The sequence below is a fragment of the Arthrobacter sp. STN4 genome (genome assembly GCF_024539665.1).
Taxonomy (GTDB): domain Bacteria; phylum Actinomycetota; class Actinomycetes; order Actinomycetales; family Micrococcaceae; genus Specibacter.
In genome coordinates, this window is the sequence record NZ_JAKZGX010000011.1 from 1 (window position 1) to 18,340 (window position 18,340).

The 18,340-nt window shown below is 67.4% G+C and carries 14 protein-coding genes and 1 pseudogene; 10 read left to right on the plus strand and 5 right to left on the minus strand.

The features are described from left to right. A pseudogene (locus MMF96_RS09850) lies at positions 1 to 245 on the plus strand (pyridoxal 5'-phosphate synthase lyase subunit PdxS); the annotation flags it as partial. A 153-nt stretch (positions 246 to 398) separates the two neighbouring features. On the opposite strand, the gene MMF96_RS09855 reads toward MMF96_RS09850, so the two are convergent. From MMF96_RS09855 to asnB, 3 genes are all read right to left on the minus strand, one after another. Beyond that, the gene (locus tag MMF96_RS09855) at positions 399 to 1,097 is read right to left on the minus strand and encodes a GNAT family N-acetyltransferase (RefSeq protein ID WP_176615855.1); all 699 of its coding nucleotides are present in this window, start codon (positions 1,095 to 1,097) and stop codon (positions 399 to 401) included. A gap of 3 nt (positions 1,098 to 1,100) precedes the next feature. Further along, positions 1,101 to 3,119 carry a M3 family metallopeptidase gene (locus MMF96_RS09860; protein ID WP_256883443.1) on the minus strand — a complete coding sequence of 673 codons (2,019 nt, stop codon included), beginning with the start codon at positions 3,117 to 3,119 and terminating at the stop codon, positions 1,101 to 1,103. Positions 3,120 to 3,207: 88 nt separating this feature from the next. Further along, on the minus strand, positions 3,208 to 5,910 hold the full coding sequence (gene asnB / locus MMF96_RS09865) for an asparagine synthase (glutamine-hydrolyzing) (protein WP_176615857.1): 2,703 nt from the start codon (positions 5,908 to 5,910) through the stop codon (positions 3,208 to 3,210). A gap of 128 nt (positions 5,911 to 6,038) precedes the next feature. Here asnB and pdxT point away from each other — a divergent pair, with 128 nt between their 5' ends. The 9 genes from pdxT (at position 6,039) to MMF96_RS09910 (ending at position 15,967) form a co-directional block, all read left to right on the plus strand. Next, positions 6,039 to 6,761, plus strand: a complete 723-nt coding sequence (pdxT, locus tag MMF96_RS09870) for a pyridoxal 5'-phosphate synthase glutaminase subunit PdxT (protein ID WP_375141423.1) — start codon at positions 6,039 to 6,041, stop codon at positions 6,759 to 6,761. A gap of 2 nt (positions 6,762 to 6,763) precedes the next feature. Next, complete coding sequence (locus MMF96_RS09875; RefSeq protein ID WP_176615859.1) at positions 6,764 to 7,519, plus strand: YebC/PmpR family DNA-binding transcriptional regulator; 756 nt, start codon at positions 6,764 to 6,766, stop codon at positions 7,517 to 7,519. Positions 7,520 to 7,522: 3 nt separating this feature from the next. After that, positions 7,523 to 8,119: a crossover junction endodeoxyribonuclease RuvC gene (gene ruvC / locus MMF96_RS09880; RefSeq protein ID WP_256883490.1), complete on the plus strand. Its 597-nt coding sequence runs from the start codon at positions 7,523 to 7,525 to the stop codon at positions 8,117 to 8,119. A 60-nt stretch (positions 8,120 to 8,179) separates the two neighbouring features. Beyond that, the gene (ruvA, locus tag MMF96_RS09885) at positions 8,180 to 8,833 is read left to right on the plus strand and encodes a Holliday junction branch migration protein RuvA (RefSeq protein WP_256883444.1); all 654 of its coding nucleotides are present in this window, start codon (positions 8,180 to 8,182) and stop codon (positions 8,831 to 8,833) included. 42 nt (positions 8,834 to 8,875) lie between these two features. After that, complete coding sequence (ruvB, locus tag MMF96_RS09890; RefSeq protein ID WP_176615993.1) at positions 8,876 to 9,952, plus strand: Holliday junction branch migration DNA helicase RuvB; 1,077 nt, start codon at positions 8,876 to 8,878, stop codon at positions 9,950 to 9,952. 174 nt (positions 9,953 to 10,126) lie between these two features. Beyond that, positions 10,127 to 10,576 carry a preprotein translocase subunit YajC gene (yajC, locus tag MMF96_RS09895; RefSeq protein WP_256883445.1) on the plus strand — a complete coding sequence of 150 codons (450 nt, stop codon included), beginning with the start codon at positions 10,127 to 10,129 and terminating at the stop codon, positions 10,574 to 10,576. Between the two features lie 92 nt (positions 10,577 to 10,668). Continuing rightward, positions 10,669 to 12,438 (plus strand): protein translocase subunit SecD, encoded by a 1,770-nt coding sequence (gene secD / locus MMF96_RS09900; RefSeq protein WP_256883446.1) that lies wholly within the window; start codon positions 10,669 to 10,671, stop codon positions 12,436 to 12,438. Next, entirely contained in the window at positions 12,438 to 13,430 is a 993-nt protein-coding gene (gene secF / locus MMF96_RS09905; protein ID WP_176615863.1) for a protein translocase subunit SecF, read from the plus strand. Before secD ends, secF begins: the two co-directional genes overlap by 1 nt. Positions 13,431 to 13,708: 278 nt before the next feature. Next, positions 13,709 to 15,967 carry a bifunctional (p)ppGpp synthetase/guanosine-3',5'-bis(diphosphate) 3'-pyrophosphohydrolase gene (locus MMF96_RS09910; RefSeq protein WP_256127742.1) on the plus strand — a complete coding sequence of 753 codons (2,259 nt, stop codon included), beginning with the start codon at positions 13,709 to 13,711 and terminating at the stop codon, positions 15,965 to 15,967. A 22-nt stretch (positions 15,968 to 15,989) separates the two neighbouring features. Here MMF96_RS09910 and MMF96_RS09915 read toward each other — a convergent pair whose 3' ends face one another. Together MMF96_RS09915 and MMF96_RS09920 are read right to left on the minus strand one after the other, a co-directional pair. Then, positions 15,990 to 16,565: a hypothetical protein gene (locus MMF96_RS09915; RefSeq protein WP_256883447.1), complete on the minus strand. Its 576-nt coding sequence runs from the start codon at positions 16,563 to 16,565 to the stop codon at positions 15,990 to 15,992. A gap of 93 nt (positions 16,566 to 16,658) precedes the next feature. Beyond that, positions 16,659 to 18,323 (minus strand): DUF349 domain-containing protein, encoded by a 1,665-nt coding sequence (locus MMF96_RS09920; protein ID WP_256883448.1) that lies wholly within the window; start codon positions 18,321 to 18,323, stop codon positions 16,659 to 16,661. Positions 18,324 to 18,340: the final 17 nt, after the last annotated feature.

Consider the following 18,340-nt stretch of genomic DNA (forward strand, 5'->3'; position numbering starts at 1 on the left):
GCATCGCCACCCCGGCCGACGCCGCCATGATGATGCAGCTTGGTGCCGACGGCGTCTTCGTCGGCTCCGGCATCTTCAAGTCCGGCAACCCCGCCCAGCGCGCGGCCGCCGTCGTGAAGGCCACCACGTTCTACGATGACCCCAAGGTCATCGCGGACGTCTCCCGTGGCCTGGGCGAGGCGATGGTCGGCATCAACGTCGCCGACATCCCCGAGCCGCACCGCCTCGCCGAGCGCGGCTGGTAACACAACACCGCAGAAGCGGCATTCCCGCCTCGCCTTTACGCGAGCTGCGGGAATGCCGCTTTCTTTGTCCCGGTCGCGCGGGAGCGTTTGCCCGTAGTGCCCCGGTTGTGCGGGAGCGTTGGTCAAGAGTGCCCCGGTTGTGCGGGAGCGTCTTCAGGCCGGCAGGTGGTACCACCATGTGCGGCCCTTGCCGATGAGCTGGAAGCCGCGGTTCCGGTACAGTTCGAGCCCCTCCGGGGTGGCGTTGAGCAGCAGGTGCTCCGCACCGGCGTCGGCCGCGGCCTGCGAGAGGCGGTCGAGCAGGGCGGTGCCCAGCCCGGTGCGGCGGTGCTCCGGCGCCACGTACATGTCGAAGATGCCAGCCAGGTGCTTGCCGCCCTGTTCCGGTGGCACAAAAACATAGGACTGCCCGGCCCATTCGTCCCCGACGTGCGCGGTGGCCCGCCAGGCCTGCGGCGGGTCGAGGGCACAGACGCCCTCAGCCGGTGCATCGAGGCGCACCCGCCCGTCGGGGGCGTCACCGCCGGCCGCCTGCCTTTCCGGGTCCAGCGGCACCGTCATCCACCACGGCTGCCAGCCGCGCCCAAAACGCCGCCGCTCCAGCTCGCCGGGCTTCACGGCGGCGTTCAGCCACACGCCCACCACGGCGGCACCGCGGCGTTCGGCTTCGGCCAGGGCGGGCAGCAGGCCGGCTTCGGTGATTTCGGTGGGGAACAGGCACAGCATTTCCCGGGTTTCGGGCAGCCACACCCAGTCCATGCGGTGTGTGCCAAAGGCGCGCCCGCCCGTCGCGGCGGCCTGGGCCCGGAACCAGGCGTGCTGCGTGCGTTCACAGTCTGCGAGCGTCACCATGGCCTACGCCAGCCCCCGCCGGGCAAGCAGCGGCGCCGTGTCCGCGTCGCGCCCGGCAAATTCTCTGAAGGCCGCCAGGGGGTCCACCGAGAAGCCGCGGCCCAGCAGCGTCTCGCGAAAATGGTCCCCATTGGCCCTGGCCAGTCCGCCGTTGGCCTTGAACCAGGCTTCCGTGTCGGCGTCGAGCACCTCGCTCCAAAGGTAGGAGTAGTACCCGGCCGCATAACCGCCGGCGAAGATGTGGTTGAAGTAGCCGGTGCGGTAGCGCGGCGGCACGGCGGGCAGGTCCACGCCGGCAGCCGCCAGGGCCGCGGCCTCGAACGCCAGCGGGTCCTCCACCGGGGCACCGGCGGGCAGTTCGTGCCAGGCGAGGTCCAGCAGCGCAGCTGCCAGGTATTCGGTCGTGGCGAAGCCCTGGCCCCACAGGGCGGCGGCCTGCAGTTTCCCCGCCGTGCCCTCCGGCAGCGGCTCACCGCTGCGGTGGTGCCGGGCGTAGTTGGCCAGCACCTCGGGCCACAGGATCCACATCTCGTTGACCTGGGACGGGTACTCCACGAAGTCCCGGGGCACGTTGGTCCCGGAGAACCGTGGCCAGCCGACGTTGGAGAAGAGGCCGTGCAGCGCATGGCCGAACTCGTGGAAGCACGTCACGACCTCGTCGTACGTCAACAGCGCCGGCTCACCCTCCGGCGGCTTCGGGATGTTGAGGTTGTTGACCACGACGGCGTGCGTCCCCTCGAGCGCCGACTGCTCCACGAAGGAGTTCATCCACGCCCCGCCGCGCTTCGTCCCGCGCGTGAACCAGTCGCCCAGGAACAGGCCCAGTGCGGAGCCGTCCGCGTTGAACACCTCCCAGACACGCACGTCCGGGTGGTACCCGGCCAGGTCGTGGCGCTCGGTGAAGGACAGCCCGTACAGGGCGGAGGCTGCGTAAAACACGCCGTTGTGCAGGACGGATTCGAGCTCGAACCAGGGGCGCAGGGCAGCCAGATCCACGCCGTATTCGTCCCGGCGCACCTGCGCGGCATAAAACGCCCAGTCCCAGGCCTCGATCTGGTGCCCGGCCGCCGCCGCCAGCTTCGCCTCCTCGGCCCGTGCATTCCGCACGGCGGCGGCGGTGAGGGGAATGAGCATGGCGTGGACGGCCCCCACCGACGGCGCGGTCTGCGGCTCGATGGCCCGTTCGGCCTCGCTGGCAAATCCCAAAAGCGCAGCGCGCTCGGCCCGCAGCGCGGCGATGGTGGCGGCGAGGCCGGGGACCGTGGAGCCGGCACCGCCGCGCCCCACGGAGGCCAGGTGCAGCCGGCGCCGCGTTTCCCTGTTCGTGAGCACCTCCAGTGCCGGCTGGGCAGTGGGCAGGACCAGAGTCAGCAGGTAGCCGGAGCCGTGCCCGGCGGCACGGGCCGCGGCGGCCGCCGTGGCCAGGTCATCGGAGGTGAGCCCGTCAAGCTCCGCTGCGTCCTCGACCAGGAGGGCGGCGTCGTTGCCGGCCTGCATGACCCCTTGGGAAAATTCGGTGCTGAGCGAGGACAGCCTGCCGTTGAGCCCGCGCAGCCGCGCCTGCCCGGGTGCGTCAAGCCCCACCCCTGCCCGGGTGAACGACTTCCGGTATTCGTCCACCAGCCGCACGGACTCGGCGTCCAGGGCGTCCGTGGGCACGTCCAGGAACCGCCGGTAGAGGTCGGCGTTGAGCAGCACCGCGTCCGTGTGCGCGGCCAGGCGCGGGGCAATCTGCTGCTCGATCTCCTGGATGGCCGGCGTGCCGCAGGAAGAGGCGATGTTGAAGAAAACGTTGGATACGCGGCCCAGCACGGCCCCGCTGCGTTCCATGGCCGCCACGGTGTTCCCAAACGACGCCGGCTCCGGGTTCGCCGTGATCGCCTCGATCTCCGCCAGCTGCCGGGCAAACCCGGCCTCAAAGGCCGGCAGGTAGTCGCTGTCGGCGATGGCCGCGAAATCGGGCAGCTGGTACGGCAGCGTGCTGGCGGCCCGGAAGGGGTTGCCGGAAAATTCCTCAGTCATGTTCGCCACTCTTTCACGTTTAACCGGCGGACGACGGCGAAAGGTACGTTTCGCCGTCGTCCGCCGGTTGTGCCGTGCCGTGGTGCCGCTACTTTTGGGCGGGCACGCCCTGCTGCTGGAACACCAGGGACATCGGCGTGGTTTCCGTGGTCTGGCCCTGCGGGTTGTCACGGAAGATGTCCTGCAGCACGTCCTTCTCCAGCTGCGTGTCGTGGCCCAGGGCCACGACGCCGAGGTCATTGGCGTCCATGACCGCCGTGCCGGCAAAGTTTGCGGCGTATTCGGCGGGCACCGTGGCCCGGACTAGGGCGCTGAGGCGGGCCGCCACGCCGTCGGGGTCCAGCGGCGCGTACTTCACCGAATGGGTGGAGGTGCCCACCTGGTAGCCGGCGGCGCCGTCGATGGCGTTGATGTTGTGGCCCACCACCTCGTAGAACACGCCGGACTTGCCCTGCAGCTTGCCGATCACGGAGCGGGCGGAGGCGTACATGATGCGGGGCAGGCCCACCTCGTCGATGGCCAGCTGCATGGACCAGGGGCTGGCCAGGCCGATCCCGCCCGGGTTGCGGGTGACGAATTTGCTGAAGATCCGCGCCGCGCCGGAGACCTTGATGTCCCAGACCGGGATGGAGCGGCCCTGGGTCATGGCCACGATCTTTTCCGAGACGAACAGGTACCAGGGGGTGTCCGCCGTCGCCGTGCCGTGGTCGCCGCCGGCGGCGGGCAGGCCGTCAAAGAAGCGCTTGACGTACTGCATGACGGTCGGGTCGAAGTCGGTTTCCTTGTAAAAGACCTCGGTGCGCAGCGGGTAGCGGCGGAACGTGCCGGCGCCGTTGGGGACGGTGATGTCCAGCTGCTTGTCTGCGTTGGGGATGTAGTCGCTCTTGCCCTCGATCCCGGCCTTGGCCTCGGGCACGTCAAAGAACTCGCGCAGCCAAAGCTCGGTGTTGATCAGGCGCCAGAACACCATGGTGGAGCCGGCGGACTTGCCGCTGAGGTACTCCTCGAAGGCGTAGATGACGGCGTCCTGGTTCCAGTACGGGCGGGCGCCGAAGGAGGAGGAGAGGAAGATCTCGTAGATTTTTTCCTTCATCAACGAGAACCACTCGGCCTCCGGCGTGGTGAAGCCGATCTTGTTGCGGCGGTTGCTGATCATCTCCGGCAGCAGCCCGCGCGTGGCGTCGCGCAGGATCCGCTTGTTCCAGCCGCCCTTGATGATGGATTCATCGTCCAGGCTGAACAGGAACTTCACCACTTCCTTGTCCAGGAACGGCACACGGCCCTCCAGGGAGAAGCGCATGGTGTTCTTGTCCTCGTAGCGCAGCACGGCCGGCAGGGACTTGTGGAACAGGTCGTCGATGAGGCGCAGCTTGAGGTTGTCCGGGATGTTGGAGAAGGTCTCGGACTTCCACTTTGACGTGAATTTCTTGTTCAGCAGCGGGGTGATGCCCGTGGCCTTCTTGAACGTCAGGGCGCCCTGGATGCGGAAACGGGCCAGGCGGAACAGGATGTCCGCGCTGGAGGCCAGTTCCTTGGCGAGCTTGGCGGTCTGGCCGTTCTTCTTCAGCTGGCGCAGGTAGGCAAAGTAGTAGGGGATGTAGCCGGCCATCATCTCGTCGGCGCCCTGGCCGTCGAGCAGGACGGTCACGTGCTTGGACGCCTCGCGCATCACCTGGTACTGGGCGTACGGGCCGGAGGAGATGATGGGCTCCTCCATGGTGCGCACAAAGTCCTCCAGGTCAGCCACAAACTCGGCGGCCTGCGGACGGATCTTGTGGCTGGTGACGTTGCCTGCGCAGCGCGCCAGCACGGCGTCGGCGTACTTTTCCTCGTCGTTGAGCGAGTTGGGGAAGACGGCGGAGAAGGTCTGCTGCGTGGCGCCCAGCGAGTCCGTGGCAGCTGCCTTGTCCTGCATGAGCTTGTTGATGGTGGCCACGACGGCGGAGGAGTCCAGCCCGCCGGACAGGGCCGTGCCGACGGGGACTTCGGACTGCAGGCGCAGGCGCACGCCCTCCGTGAACCGGTCGCGGTATTCGTCGATGACGGCCTGCGAGTAGGGGGTTTCGATCTTGGCCAGCTCGGCCAGTTCCTCCTTCAGTCGCGTGTACGGACTGATGGTGATGGTCCCCGCGGGACCGGCTTCCGTGTCCACCGTGTCCAGGACCAGTTTTTCGCCCGGCATGAGCTTGTGGATGCCGGCGAAGAACGTCTCGGCCTCCTCGTCGTGGATGCGGAATTGCAGGTAGCGGAAAAGGATCCGCTCATTGACTTCCTGCTCCAGCTTCCCGGCGGCCAGCAGCGGCTTGATCTCCGAGCCGAACAGCAGCGTGGGCGCCTCGGGCGTGCCGGCCGTGGCGTAGTACAGCGGCTTGATGCCGAAGTGGTCGCGGGCCAGCACCAGGCGGTTGTTTTTGCGGTCGTGGATGGCCAGGCCGAACATGCCGTTGAACTTGTCAAAGGCGGCGTCGCCCCACTCCTGGTAGGACTGCAGCACCACTTCGGTGTCCGACTGGGTGGCGAAGTCGCGGCCCAGGGACTCCAGCTCGGCGCGCAGGTCCAGGTAGTTGTACACCTCGCCGTTGTACACCAGGACGGTTTCCCCGTCGGCGCTGTACATGGGCTCCTGGCCGTGGGCCACATCGATGATCGAGAGGCGCCGGTGGGCGAGTCCTACGTTGCCATGTGTGTAGAGGCCTTCCCCGTCGGGCCCGCGGTGCACCATGCACGCGTTCATTGCCCCCAGGAGGGTTTCGTCTTCCCCATAACCGTAGTATCCGGCGATTCCGCACATACTGCATTACCTCATCTTTAGTACGTCAGTCCTCGCCCAATGCTACTTGCTTGGCGCCCGGGGGCCTGCCAGGCCCCGGTGCGGGAGGCGTGCAAACAAGTGACATTGCGCCCATCTATGATGGAAAAGTGACTGTTCCCATCCCTGATTCTTCCCCGTACGACGGCGGCTCCCGCCCTTTCGTGGGCATCCTCGCCCTGCAGGGCGACGTGCGTGAACACGCCCGGGCCCTGGAGGCCTGCGGTGCGCGCGTGTCGGCCGTGCGCCGCCCCGCCGAGCTGGCCGCCGTCGACGGCCTGGTGCTTCCCGGCGGGGAATCCACCACCATCGACAAGCTGACGCGGATTTTTGGGCTGCGCGGGCCGCTGCGCGAGCGCATCCAGTCCGGCCTGCCCGTGTACGGCAGCTGCGCCGGCATGATCCTGCTGGCCGACGAAATCGCCGACCCCGCCACCGACCTGGCCGGCAACGCGCAGCAGACCCTCGGCGGGCTGGACATCACGGTACGCCGCAACGCGTTCGGCCGGCAGGTCGATTCCTTCGAGACCGAGCTGGACTTTTCCCGGCTGGAGCCCTGTGGGCAAGCCGGCGGCCGGGCGGCCAAGCCGGTCCACGCCGTGTTCATCCGAGCCCCGTGGGTGGAGCGCGTGGGCGCCTCCGTGGAGGTCCTTGCCAGTGTGGAAATCCCGGCCGAGGCGCACCCGGCACCGCAAAACGGTAGAATTGGTTCCGTTGAACGTGCCGTCGCCGTGCGGTCGCAGCACTTGCTTGCCACCTCCTTCCATCCGGAAGTGACGGGCGAGCGCCGCATCCACGAACTTTTTATTCGAATGATCAGAGGAGAAGCGTAACCATGTCAGGCCACTCCAAATGGGCGACCACCAAGCACAAAAAAGCCATCATTGACAGCCGCCGTGCCAAGTCGTTCGCGAAACTGATCAAAAACATCGAGGTTGCCTCCCGCATGGGCGGGGCCGATCTCGCCGGCAACCCGGCCCTGGAACTCGCCGTGTCCAAGGCCAAGAAGACCTCGGTGCCCAACGACAACATTGACCGCGCCATCAAGCGCGGCGCGGGCCTGCTCGGCGAAGCCGTCGACTACCAGACCATCATGTACGAAGGCTACGGCCCCCAGGGCACCGCGCTGCTGATCGAGTGCCTCACCGACAACAAGAACCGTGCCGCCTCCGAGGTGCGCCTCGCCGTGGGCCGCAACGGCGGCAACATGGGCGACCCCGGCTCCGTGGCGTACATGTTCACCCGCAAGGGAATCGTGGGCCTGCCCAAGAACGGGCTCACCGAGGACGACCTCCTCATGGCGGTCCTCGACGCCGGCGCCGAGGAGGTCAAGGACGAGGGCGAGAACTTTGAGATCATCTCCGACACCGCGGACCTGCCCGCGATCCGCGCGGCCCTGACGGATGCCGGCATTGAATACGAAACCGATGAGGCCGGCTTTGTCCCGTCCATGCAGGTGGAACTGGACGTCGAACACGCCCGGAAGTTCATGAAGCTCTACGACGCGCTCGAGGACCTGGACGACGTCCAGAACATCTACTCCAACGCGGACATGAGCGAGGAAGTCCTCGCCGCGCTCGAAGAGGACTAGGACCTGCGCGTCCTGGGCGTCGACCCCGGCCTGACCCGCTGCGGTCTGGGCGTGGTGGACGTTGCCCCGAACCGCACCGCCACCCTCGCGGGGGTCGGTGTGGTGGGCAGCTCCCACGAATTGCCGCTCGATGCCCGGCTGCTCGTCATCGCGAATGCGATCGACCGGTGGCTGGACGTTTTTAAGCCCGAGGTGCTGGCCATTGAACGGGTCTTCGCCCAGACCAACCTCAGCACGGTGATGGGCGTGGCACAGGTGTCCGGCGTGGTCATGGTGGCCGCCGCCCGCCGCAACATCCCGGTGGCCATGCACACGCCGTCAGAGGTCAAGGCCGCGGTGACCGGCAGCGGGCGCGCCGACAAGGCCTCCGTCACCGCCATGGTGACCCGGATCCTGCGGCTGGACGAACCGCCGCGACCCGCCGACGCGGCCGACGCCCTGGCCCTCGCGATTGCCCACGCGTGGCGCAGCGGCAGCGCCCTTGGCGGGGACGGCACAGGCTCCCGGGGCACGACGGCGGCCCAAAAGTTGTGGCGCGACGCCGAGGCCAAGGCGAAACTGACCAAGAACAAGGAAAAGCCCGGTGCGGCCTGGCGTTAGCCGTTCGTAGCTGTGTTCGATAGAATGGGTGCCAGGATCGTTTCATAAGGAGCAAAGGCAATGATCAGTTTTGTCCGCGGACCCGTGGCCCACCTTTCACTGGCGCAGGCCGTGATCGACGTCAACGGGGTGGGCATGCTGGTGCACGCCACGCCCAAGACACTGGGCAGCCTCACGGTGGGCGAGGAGGGCACCTTGACCACCTCGATGATTGTCCGTGAGGACTCCATGACCCTGTACGGCTTTGCCGATGCCGGGGAGCGCGAGGTCTTCGACATCCTCATGGGCGTCAGCGGGATCGGTCCGCGCCTGGCCCTGGCCATCCTGGCCGTGCTGGAACCGGAGAGCATCCGCCGTGGTGTGGCCGCCGGCGACGGCACCGTGTTCACCAAGGTCCCCGGGGTGGGGCCGAAGGTGGCCGGGCGGATCGTCCTCGAACTCAAGGGCAAGCTCAAACCCACCGGCAGCGGGCCGGCCGCGGCAGCCCCGACGCCAGGCGCGCCGCTGGCGTGGAAGGACCAGGTCGTGGCGGCCATGACCAGCCTTGGCTGGAACGAAAAGGATGCGTTGAAGAGCATTGATGCGGCGCTGGCGGCGGAACCGGAACTTGCCGAAGGCGCAAACGTCCCCGCCATCCTGCGGGCCACCCTGCGCTGGCTGGGCCAGGACACCGCACGCCAGGGCGGGGCCCGCCAGCCAAGCCGGGTGCGCTAGGCCGTGGCCGAACTGGACGACGGCGCCCTGCTCCCGGGCCAAATGAACATCGGCTCCGGCGGCGGGAACCGGCCATCCCGGGAGGTGGCCCCGGCCGCCGAGCCCGAGGAGCGCGAACTCGAGGCCGCGCTGCGCCCCAAAAACCTTGACGACTTTGTGGGGCAGGAACGGGTGCGCAAGCAGCTGGCCCTGGTGCTGGCCGCGTCCAAGATCCGCGGCCGCAGCGCCGACCACGTGCTGATGTCCGGCCCGCCCGGACTGGGCAAGACCACACTGGCCATGATCATCGCCGCAGAGATGAACGCACCCCTGCGCATCAGTTCGGGACCGGCCATCCAGCACGCCGGGGACCTGGCCGCCATCCTCTCCTCGCTCTCCGACGGGGAGGTGCTGTTTCTCGACGAGATCCACCGCATGTCCCGGCCCGCCGAGGAAATGCTGTACATGGCCATGGAAGATTTCCGGGTGGACATCATTGTCGGCAAGGGCGCCGGCGCCACGGCCATCCCGCTGGAACTGCCGCCCTTCACCCTGGTGGGTGCCACCACGCGCGCCGGGCTGCTGCCCGGGCCGCTGCGCGACCGCTTCGGTTTCACGGGCCACCTCGAGTTCTACTCCGTGGAGGAGCTGGAACTGGTGCTCCGGCGCTCCGCGGGCATGCTCGACCTGAAGCTGACCAGCGCGGGGTTCGCCGAAATCGCCGGGCGCTCCCGCGGCACGCCCCGCATCGCCAACCGGCTCCTGCGCCGCGTGCGCGACTGGGCGCTGGTGCACGGCATCGAAACCATTGACGCCCGTACGGCCTCCGCCGCCCTGGACATGTACGAAGTGGACGCCCGCGGGCTTGACCGCCTGGACCGTGCCGTCCTTGAAGCCCTCGTCAACAAGTTCAACGGGGGCCCTGTGGGCCTGTCCACCCTGGCCATCGCGGTGGGCGAGGAATCCGAAACCGTGGAAACCGTGGCGGAACCCTTTCTGGTGCGCGAAGGCCTGCTGGGCCGGACCCCGCGCGGGCGCATCGCCATGCCGGCCGCCTGGGACCATCTGGGCCTGCGGATGCCGGGCAATGCCGTGGCCGCCGCCATGCTGCCGTTCGACGAGGGCGAAACCGACGCGTAACGGCGGTGCCGGGGCCTGGATGCAGGGTTCGGCAGCCGCCGGCCGGGGGGATTGTGGGGCCCGGGCGCCGGCCCTTCACCCGATACTCAGGATTACCCCCTAGACTGGTATGACGTCCGGCACGCCCCCTGCGTCCCTGGCACCACCTGTTTTTCTATGAATGGACCTTTTGCAGTGACCCTCAGTAGCATTTTGGCCGCCAGCCAGGCCGCTCCCGCCGGCGGATTCAACCCGATGAACCTCGTCCTGTTTGCCCTGTTTGCGCTGCTCATCATCATGATGATCCGCAAACAACGCAAGACCAAGGCGGCAGCCCAGGAGAAGGCGTCCAAGCTGGCTCCCGGCGTGGACATCATGACCAACTTTGGCCTGTTCGGCCACGTCAAGGCCGTGGACACCGAAGCCAACAAGATCCAGCTGGAGGTCGCCCCCGGCGTGGTGCTCAATGTGCACAGCCAGACCGTCGCCAAGATCATCGACCCCGTCGAGGCCTCCGTGGACGGCTCCGCCGTTCCGGACGACGCCTCCTCCCTGACCCTCAACCTGGACAAGCCGGGAACCTCGCAGGAAACGGTTGAGGAAACCGTGGCCCGCCTGAACCAAGAAAACAACAAAGACAACTAGGAATTTTCGGGGTTGGCACTGCTGTGGCGGGAATGTGCGCTGCGGCAGTTTTGCCATGTTCATTAACCCGTGACCAGTAGAAGGATCCCTTGATGGCACGAACCGGCCCGACGACCACGGCGCGCAGAACCCTTCTGTGGCTGGGGGCGCTTATTCTCGTATGCATTATGGCCGTGGGGGCCGGAGTCCTCTCCGGTGCGGCATCCTGGGCCCCCAAGCTTGGCCTGGACCTTGAGGGCGGCACCCAGATGATCCTGGCCCCCAAGATTGAAGGGGCCGGCAGCATCTCGGCCGACCAGCTCAACCAGGCCGTGTCCATCATCCGCCAGCGTGTGGACGGTTCCGGCGTGTCCGAATCCCAGATCTCCACCCAGGGCGGCCGCAACGTCGTGGTCCAGATGCCCGGCACGCCCACCACCGAACAGCGGAACCTCATCAAGGCCTCCGCCAACATGAACTTCCGTCCGGTCATTGTTTCCAGCGAGGCGCCCGCCGGCGCCGTGCCCGTTGCCAAGCGCACGCCCGCGGACAAGCTGCCCAAGCCCACGGCCAAGCCCGCCAACGCCAGCGACCCGAACTGGATCGATGCGGCGGTCATGAAAAAGTATGAAGCCACCAGCTGTGTTGCCCCGCTGAGCGAGCCGGACACCACCGCGGACCCGGCCAAGCCCATGGTGGCCTGTGAAGCGGACACCGGTTTCAAATACATCCTCGGTCCGGTGGAGATACCGGGCAAGTGGATCCAGACCGCATCCTATGGCCTGCAGACCGGCGCGCAGGGGGCAACCACCAACCAGTGGCAGGTCGCCCTCACGCTCATCAAGCCGCAGGGCGCCGAAGCGTTCAAGAACGTCACCCAGCGCCTGTATGCCAAATACCTGGCCAACCCGAACGACCCCCAGGCACGCTTCGCCATTGTCCTGGACGGCAACGTGGTTTCCGCCCCTGCCTCCCAGGCCGTCATCACGGACGGGCAGTCCTCGATCACCGGCAACTTCACCGAGGCCAGCGCCAAGACCCTGGCGGACCAGTTGAAGTTCGGCGCCCTGCCGATCAGCTTCGACATCCAGTCCGACGAACAGATTTCCGCCACGTTGGGCCTCCAGCAGCTTGAAATGGGCCTGCTGGCAGGCCTCATCGGCCTGGGCCTGGTCGTGATCTATTCGCTGTTCCAGTACCGCGCCCTGGGCACCGTCACCATCCTGTCCCTGGTCATCGCCGGCGGCCTGACCTACCTGGCCATCATCCTGCTGGGCTGGAGCGAAAACTACCGCCTTTCACTGGCCGGCGTGGCCGGCATCATCGTTTCCATTGGCCAGACCGCCGACTCCTTCATTGTCTACTTTGAACGGGTCAGGGACGAACTGCGTGAAGGACGCGGGCTGGTGGCCGCCGTCGACAACGGCTGGATGCGTGCCAAACGCACCATCCTGGCGTCCAAGGCCGTGAACATCCTTGCCTCGGTGGTGCTGTACTTTGTCTCCGTCGGCAACGTGAAGGGCTTCGCCTTCACCCTGGGCCTGACGGCCGTGGCCGACCTCATTGTGGTCTTCATGTTCACCCATCCCACGCTGCTGCTGCTGGCACGCACCAAGTTCTTCGGAGGCGGCCACCGCTTCTCCGGCCTGGACCCCGTCCAGCTGGGAGCCGTTCCGTTGTACCGCGGGGCCGGCAGGTTCCGCTCGCCCGAGGACACGCTTGCCAGGGCGCAGGGGAAGAACGCCCGCGCCGCCGGCGAGGCCGAACGCCGCCAGACCATCGCCGAACGGCGGCTGGCCGCCAAGGAAGCGGAAATGGTCGGCAGCCGGGGTGCCGGGGCCAAAAAGCCCGAGTCCAGTGACGACTCCAAGGAGAGCAAGTAATGAAGAGTTTCGCCACATTCGGCAATGAGCTGTACACCGGCCAGCGGGCCTACCCGTTCGTTGGCAAGCGCAAGATCTGGTTCAGCATCACTGCCGTGGCGGTCCTGCTGTCAATCCTGGTCCCGCTGCTCAACGGCGGCTTCAACTTTGGCATCGAGTTCCGCGGCGGCTCGCAGTTCACCATCTCCGACGTGGCCAACACCAGCCCGGCCATCGGTGAAAAGGCTGCCGCCGAGAGCGTCCCCGGAACGGTGGCCGTGGTGACAAACATTGCCGGCAAGACCATGCAGGTCCAGACGGACCGCCTCTCCGACGACCAGACCATCAAGCTCAAGAACGCGCTCATGGGCGCCTACGGGGTGCCCGACAAACAGATTGCCTCCACCTTCGTGGGCCCCACCTGGGGACAGGACGTCTCACGGCAGGCGATCATCGGCTTTGTCGTGTTCGTGCTGCTGGCCACCCTCCTGATGGCCCTGTATTTCCGCACCTGGCGGATGTCGCTGGCGGCCATCGTGGGGCTTCTCGTCGTCATGATCGTCACCGCCGGCGTCTACGGGGCATCGAACTTTGAGGTGACGCCGTCGGCCATCATCGGCTTCCTGACCATCCTCAGCTATTCGCTGTATGACACGGTGGTGGTCTTCGACAAGATCCGGGAGAACACGGCAGACATCAAGACCTCGACAAGGCGGACCTTCAGCGAGGAGGTGAACCTTGCCGTGAACCAGACGCTGGTGCGCTCCATCAACACCATGATGGTAGCCGTGCTGCCCGTGGGATCCATCCTGTTCATCGGTGCGCTGCTGCTGGGTGCCGGCACGCTGCGCGACCTGTCCCTGGCCTTGTTCATCGGCATCATTGTCAGCACCTTCTCGACGGTCTTTGTCGCCGCACCCATGTACGCCTGGCTGCGTGAAAACGAACCCGAACTGGCCAAGCAGGCCAAGAAGGTCCTGGCCCGGCGCGCCGCCGATACGGCGGAGGCATAGCGCCTGCCGGGACGGCAGCCTGAACGGGCCGGGACGGGTGCAGCACGCACCGGTCCCGGCCCGTTCGCTGCGTGTCAGGCGGCGGGCCGCGCCGGGATTACACTAGGTAAATGCCGCACGGCGCCGGCCGGCCTGTCAAAGGCGGACCGGGGCCGGACAGACGAGGGAGGGAGTGCGTAGTGAGCGATCAATCACCCTCGCATGGAATTGTGGCCGACGGATCCGGCGACGGCAACGCAGGCGGGCATGGCGGGCGCACCGGGCACGCTGCGGCCGAGCTGCGGCCAACCTTTCCGGGACGGCGCGAACGCACCCGGTCCCGCCTGGCACGGCTGGCCGGCTGGAATACGGAAAGCCACTCGCCGATCCTGGAACCCTTGCTGCGCATTGTCCGGGCCAACAACCCCAAGGAAGACTTCGACCTGATCACCCGTGCCTTCACGGTGGCCGAGAAATACCATGAGGGGCAAAAGCGCAAGAGCGGGGACCCCTACATCACCCACCCGGTGGCGGTTGCCACCATCCTGGCGGAGCTTGGCATGACCGGGCCCACCCTGGCCGCCGCCCTGCTGCACGACACCGTCGAAGACACGGCCTACACGCTTGATGAACTGCGGCACGACTTCAGTGACGAGATCGCCAAGCTGGTGGACGGGGTCACGAAGCTGGACAAGGTGGAATTCGGCGACTCGGCGCAGGCGGAGACCGTGCGCAAGATGGTCATCGCCATGGCGCAGGACATCCGCGTCCTGGTCATCAAGCTCGCCGACCGGCTGCATAACGCCCGCACCTGGCGGTTCGTCTCCGCCGAGTCCTCCGGCCGCAAGGCACGCGAGACCCTGGACATCTTTGCGCCCCTGGCCCACCGGCTGGGCATGAACACCATCAAGTGGGAACTTGAGGACCTGTCGTTTGCCGCGCTGTACCCCAAGGTGTACGAGGAACTGGTCCGCATGGTGCAGGACCGTACGCCGCAGCGGGAAAGGCACCTGGCCGTCATCCGCCGCCAGATCAGCGAAGACCTGCGCGGAGCCAAGATCAAGGCGGAGATCACCGGCCGTCCCAAGCACTACTACTCGGTGTACCAAAAGATGGTGGTCCGGGCCAAGGACTTTGACGACATCAACGACCTGATGGGCGTGCGCGTCCTGGTCGACACGGTGCGCGACTGCTACGCCGCCCTGGGCACCATCCATGCCCGCTGGAACCCGCTGCCCGGCCGGTTCAAGGATTACATTGCCATGCCGAAGTTCAACATGTACCAGTCGCTGCACACCACGGTGATCGGCCCGGACGGCAAGCCGGTGGAAATCCAGATCCGCACCCATGAAATGCACCAGCGCGCCGAATACGGCGTGGCGGCACACTGGAAGTACAAGACCGGGAACAAGAGCCCCGTCTCCGGCCAGGAGGACATGAACTGGCTGCGCACCCTGGTTGACTGGCAGCAGGAGACCTCGGACCCGGGGGAGTTCCTGGACTCCCTGCGCTACGAGATGAACGCCCGCGAAGTCTTTGTCTACACCCCCAAGGGCCAGGTCATCGCGCTGCCCGCCGGCTCCACGCCCGTCGACTTTGCCTATGCCGTGCACACCGAGGTCGGGCACCGCACCATCGGTGCCCGCGTGAACGGCAAGCTCGTCCCGCTCAACAGCGAGCTGGAACACGGCGACACCGTGGAGATCTTCACCTCGAAGGCCGAGGGGGCCGGCCCCAGCCAGGACTGGCAAAACTTCGTCAAGAGCGCACGGGCCCGGAACAAGATCCGGCAGTGGTTCAGCAAGGAACGCCGCGAAGAGTCCATCGAAAAGGGCAAGGAACTGCTGACCAAGCAGATGCGCAAGCAAAACCTGCCGCTGCAAAAAATGATGACGCACGACGCCCTCACCGCCGTCACCCAGCATTTCCGGTACGTGGACATCGCCGGGCTGTACGCCGCCGTGGGCGACGGGCACACCTCCGCCCAGTCCGTCGTCGAACGCCTCATTGACGTCCTGGGCGTCAACGACGACATTGAGGACGCCGCCCGGCCCGTGGCCACCCACGTCTCCAACGCCCGGTCGCGGGTCTCGGATTCCGGGGTGATCGTGCACGGCGTGGACGACGTGCTGGTCAAGCTGGCGCGTTGCTGCACGCCCGTGCCGCCGGATCCGATCGCCGGCTATGTCACGAAGGGCTCGGGCGTGTCCGTGCACCGGGAGGACTGCCCCAACCTGGTGCACCTGAAGAACAGTGATCCCGGCAAGCTCGTCGACGTCGAATGGGCCCCCACGCAGTCCGGGGTGTTCCTGGTGGAGATCCAGGTGGAGGCGCTGGACCGCAAGAGCCTGCTCTCGGACGTCACCCGGGTGCTGTCCGAAAGCCACGTCAACATCCTGGCCGCCAGCGTCAAGACCTCGCGCGACAGGGTGGCGCTCTCCCGCTTTGCGTTTGAAATGGGCGATCCGAAGTACCTGCACCACGTGCTCAACGCCGTGAGGCGCATTGACGGCGTGTTTGACGTCTACCGGACGTCCGGCTCCCAGCGCCGCAACTAGGGCCCGCCCACCGGGGCCTCGGTCAGGGCTCCAGCAGCCGGCGGAGCAGGGCCAGGGCCCGGCGCCTGCCGGGGATGTGGTGCGCCGTGGCCAGCGCGGCATTGATGCGCCCCAGCGGACACTGCAGTTCCGGCGCCGCGGACAGTGCCAGCAGCACGGGTACGGCGGCCGCCGGTGGTTCGTGCATGGCGACGTCCACGGCCGTGCGCAGCGCGCACGTGACGCGCGCTCCGCCAAGCTGTTCGACGTCGTACGTCCCCAGGTGCACTTCATGGACGGTGCATCCGCTGTGCGGCGGCAGCGAGGTGGTGCGGTGGCGGCGGTCCAGGAGCAGGCAGATGGCCGCGGGTGGCGGGGCGCAGCCGTGGATCCAGGCGGCCGAGCCACGTCCCAGCACCGCCCGCGCTGCCATGGCGGCCGGCACCTGGTGGGCCAGCGCGGCCGCGCGGAGTGCCGGCGATTCCGGCTCCGCGGCGGACCGGAAGGCCTTGCCGAACACACGCACCAGCACGCCGTCGAGCTCCATGGCGCACAGCTCGGCCAGGGTGAACTGGGCATCCGGGGCCAGGATGCCGTCGGGCTCAAGTGAATCGGGCATGTGCCCAGCCTGCACCATGGGACGGGGACGCAAAAAGGCCCCCGGGGGCGGATTGTGGACAACCCGGCCCGGGGGCCCTGTGAAGCGCTTGGCTCAGCTAAAGTCCTCGGCAGCCTTGCGGACCTGCTCAAGCCAGAGCTCGCGTGCTGCGAGTGCCTCCTTGGCCTTCGCTGATTTGCGGGCATCGCCGGCCTTCTCCGCGGCGGCCAGTTCTTCCTTCAGCCCGGCGATGGTCGCCTCCAGCTGCGCCAGCGCACTGCTGGTGCGGGCCTTGGCCTCGGGGTCGCTGCGGCGCCAGTTGTCGTCGTCGGCGGCCTTGACGGCGTCCTCCACCTTGCGGAGTGCACCCTCCACGCGCTGCATGTCCGCACGCGGCACCTTGCCGGCCTCTTCCCAGCGGTCCCGGATGGACTGCAGTGCCTTCTTGGCGGCAGCCAGGTCGGTGACGGGCAGCAGGGCCTGGGCCTCGGTGATGAGTGCTTCCTTGACCACCAGGTTGGCACCAAACGCTTCGTCGATGGCCTCGTTGGCGGCCTGGCGGGCCTTGAAGAACTTGTCCTGGGCGGCCCGGAAGCGGTTCCAGAGGGCGTCGTCGTCCTTTCGGCTGGCGCGCGGGGAGGCCTTCCACTGGTCCATCAGCTGGCGGTATTCCCCGGCTGCGTAGCCCCATTCGGTGGAGGTGGAGAGCTCCTCAGCGGCGGCAATCAAGGCTTCCTTGGCAGCCTTGGCCGCGGCATTGTTGTTGTCCAGCTGGGAGAAGTAGGCGCGGCGGTGGCGGTCAAAGACGGTGCGGGCGCTGCGGAAGCGCTTCCACAGGCCCTCTTCGGTGGCCCGGCCCAGGCGCATGCCCGTTTTCTGTGCCTGCTTCCACGACTCAAAGAGCTCGTTCATGCGGGCGCTGCTGACCTTCCACATGACCGTGGCGGGATCCTCGGCGGCAATCGCCTCGGCCTCGGCAACAATGGCCTCACGGGCCGCGAGCTCCACGCCCCGGGCGGCCTCGTGGGTGGCGCGCTCGGCCGCCTGGAGGGCCTTGATGGACTCCTCCAAGGTGGCCAGGCGGGCCAGCGCGGCGTTGACGTCGCCCACGCTGTTGCGTTCGCCCAGCTGGGACCGCAGGTGGTTCACGGTCTTGTTCATGTCGGTCGTGGCGGCCTTGGCCTCGACGCGCTGTTCCAGCAGCGTGATCTGGGCGGTGATGTCCTCGAACTTGCGGGCAAAGTAGGCCAGGGCCTCGTCCTTGCTGGCACCGGGGTACTGGCCCACCGGGAACTCTTCGCCGTCCAGCTTCAGGAAAACGTGGCCGTCCTCTTCGGCGCGGCCAAACTTTGCCGCTTCGGCAAGGTCCACGGGTGCTGCCGGTGCCGGTGCCGGTGCGGGCACCGGTGCCGCGGCGGCCGGTGCACCGGGAACCTTGGGCCGGGCCGCAAAGGCCGCCGGTGAGGGCGCCACGGGGGAGGGAGCAGCAGGTGAGGGCGCGGCGGGTGTGGCGGCCGCGGGGGCCGGTGCCTCAGATGCCGCGGGGGCCGGCGCGGGAACGTCGGCAGCCGCGGCCTCCTCTTCCTGTGCCGGTTCGGGTGCCGCCCCTCGCGTTGCCTCGGAGGTTTCCTCGGGCGTTGGCTCGGTCCCTGCAGGGTCCGCCGGGGCTGCCTCCGTGGGGGCAGCCGTTTCGGGGGAGGCCCCGTTGGCTGGTGCCTGGGTGTCCTCCGCGTCAGTGTGCAGGGCCGTTGATTCGTCGGATTGTTGACTGTGTGTCACCGCTAAAAGTCTTTCGC

Coding starts and splice junctions, on each gene's coding strand:
- MMF96_RS09855 (WP_176615855.1), bottom strand. CDS start 1,097: ATGGTGACGCTCGCAGACTGTGAACGCACGCAGCACGCCTGGTTCCGG.
- MMF96_RS09860 (WP_256883443.1), bottom strand. CDS start 3,119: ATGACTGAGGAATTTTCCGGCAACCCCTTCCGGGCCGCCAGCACGCTG.
- asnB (WP_176615857.1), bottom strand. CDS start 5,910: ATGTGCGGAATCGCCGGATACTACGGTTATGGGGAAGACGAAACCCTC.
- MMF96_RS09875 (WP_176615859.1), top strand. CDS start 6,764: ATGTCAGGCCACTCCAAATGGGCGACCACCAAGCACAAAAAAGCCATC.
- ruvA (WP_256883444.1), top strand. CDS start 8,180: ATGATCAGTTTTGTCCGCGGACCCGTGGCCCACCTTTCACTGGCGCAG.
- ruvB (WP_176615993.1), top strand. CDS start 8,876: ATGAACATCGGCTCCGGCGGCGGGAACCGGCCATCCCGGGAGGTGGCC.
- secD (WP_256883446.1), top strand. CDS start 10,669: ATGGCACGAACCGGCCCGACGACCACGGCGCGCAGAACCCTTCTGTGG.
- secF (WP_176615863.1), top strand. CDS start 12,438: ATGAAGAGTTTCGCCACATTCGGCAATGAGCTGTACACCGGCCAGCGG.
- MMF96_RS09915 (WP_256883447.1), bottom strand. CDS start 16,565: ATGCCCGATTCACTTGAGCCCGACGGCATCCTGGCCCCGGATGCCCAG.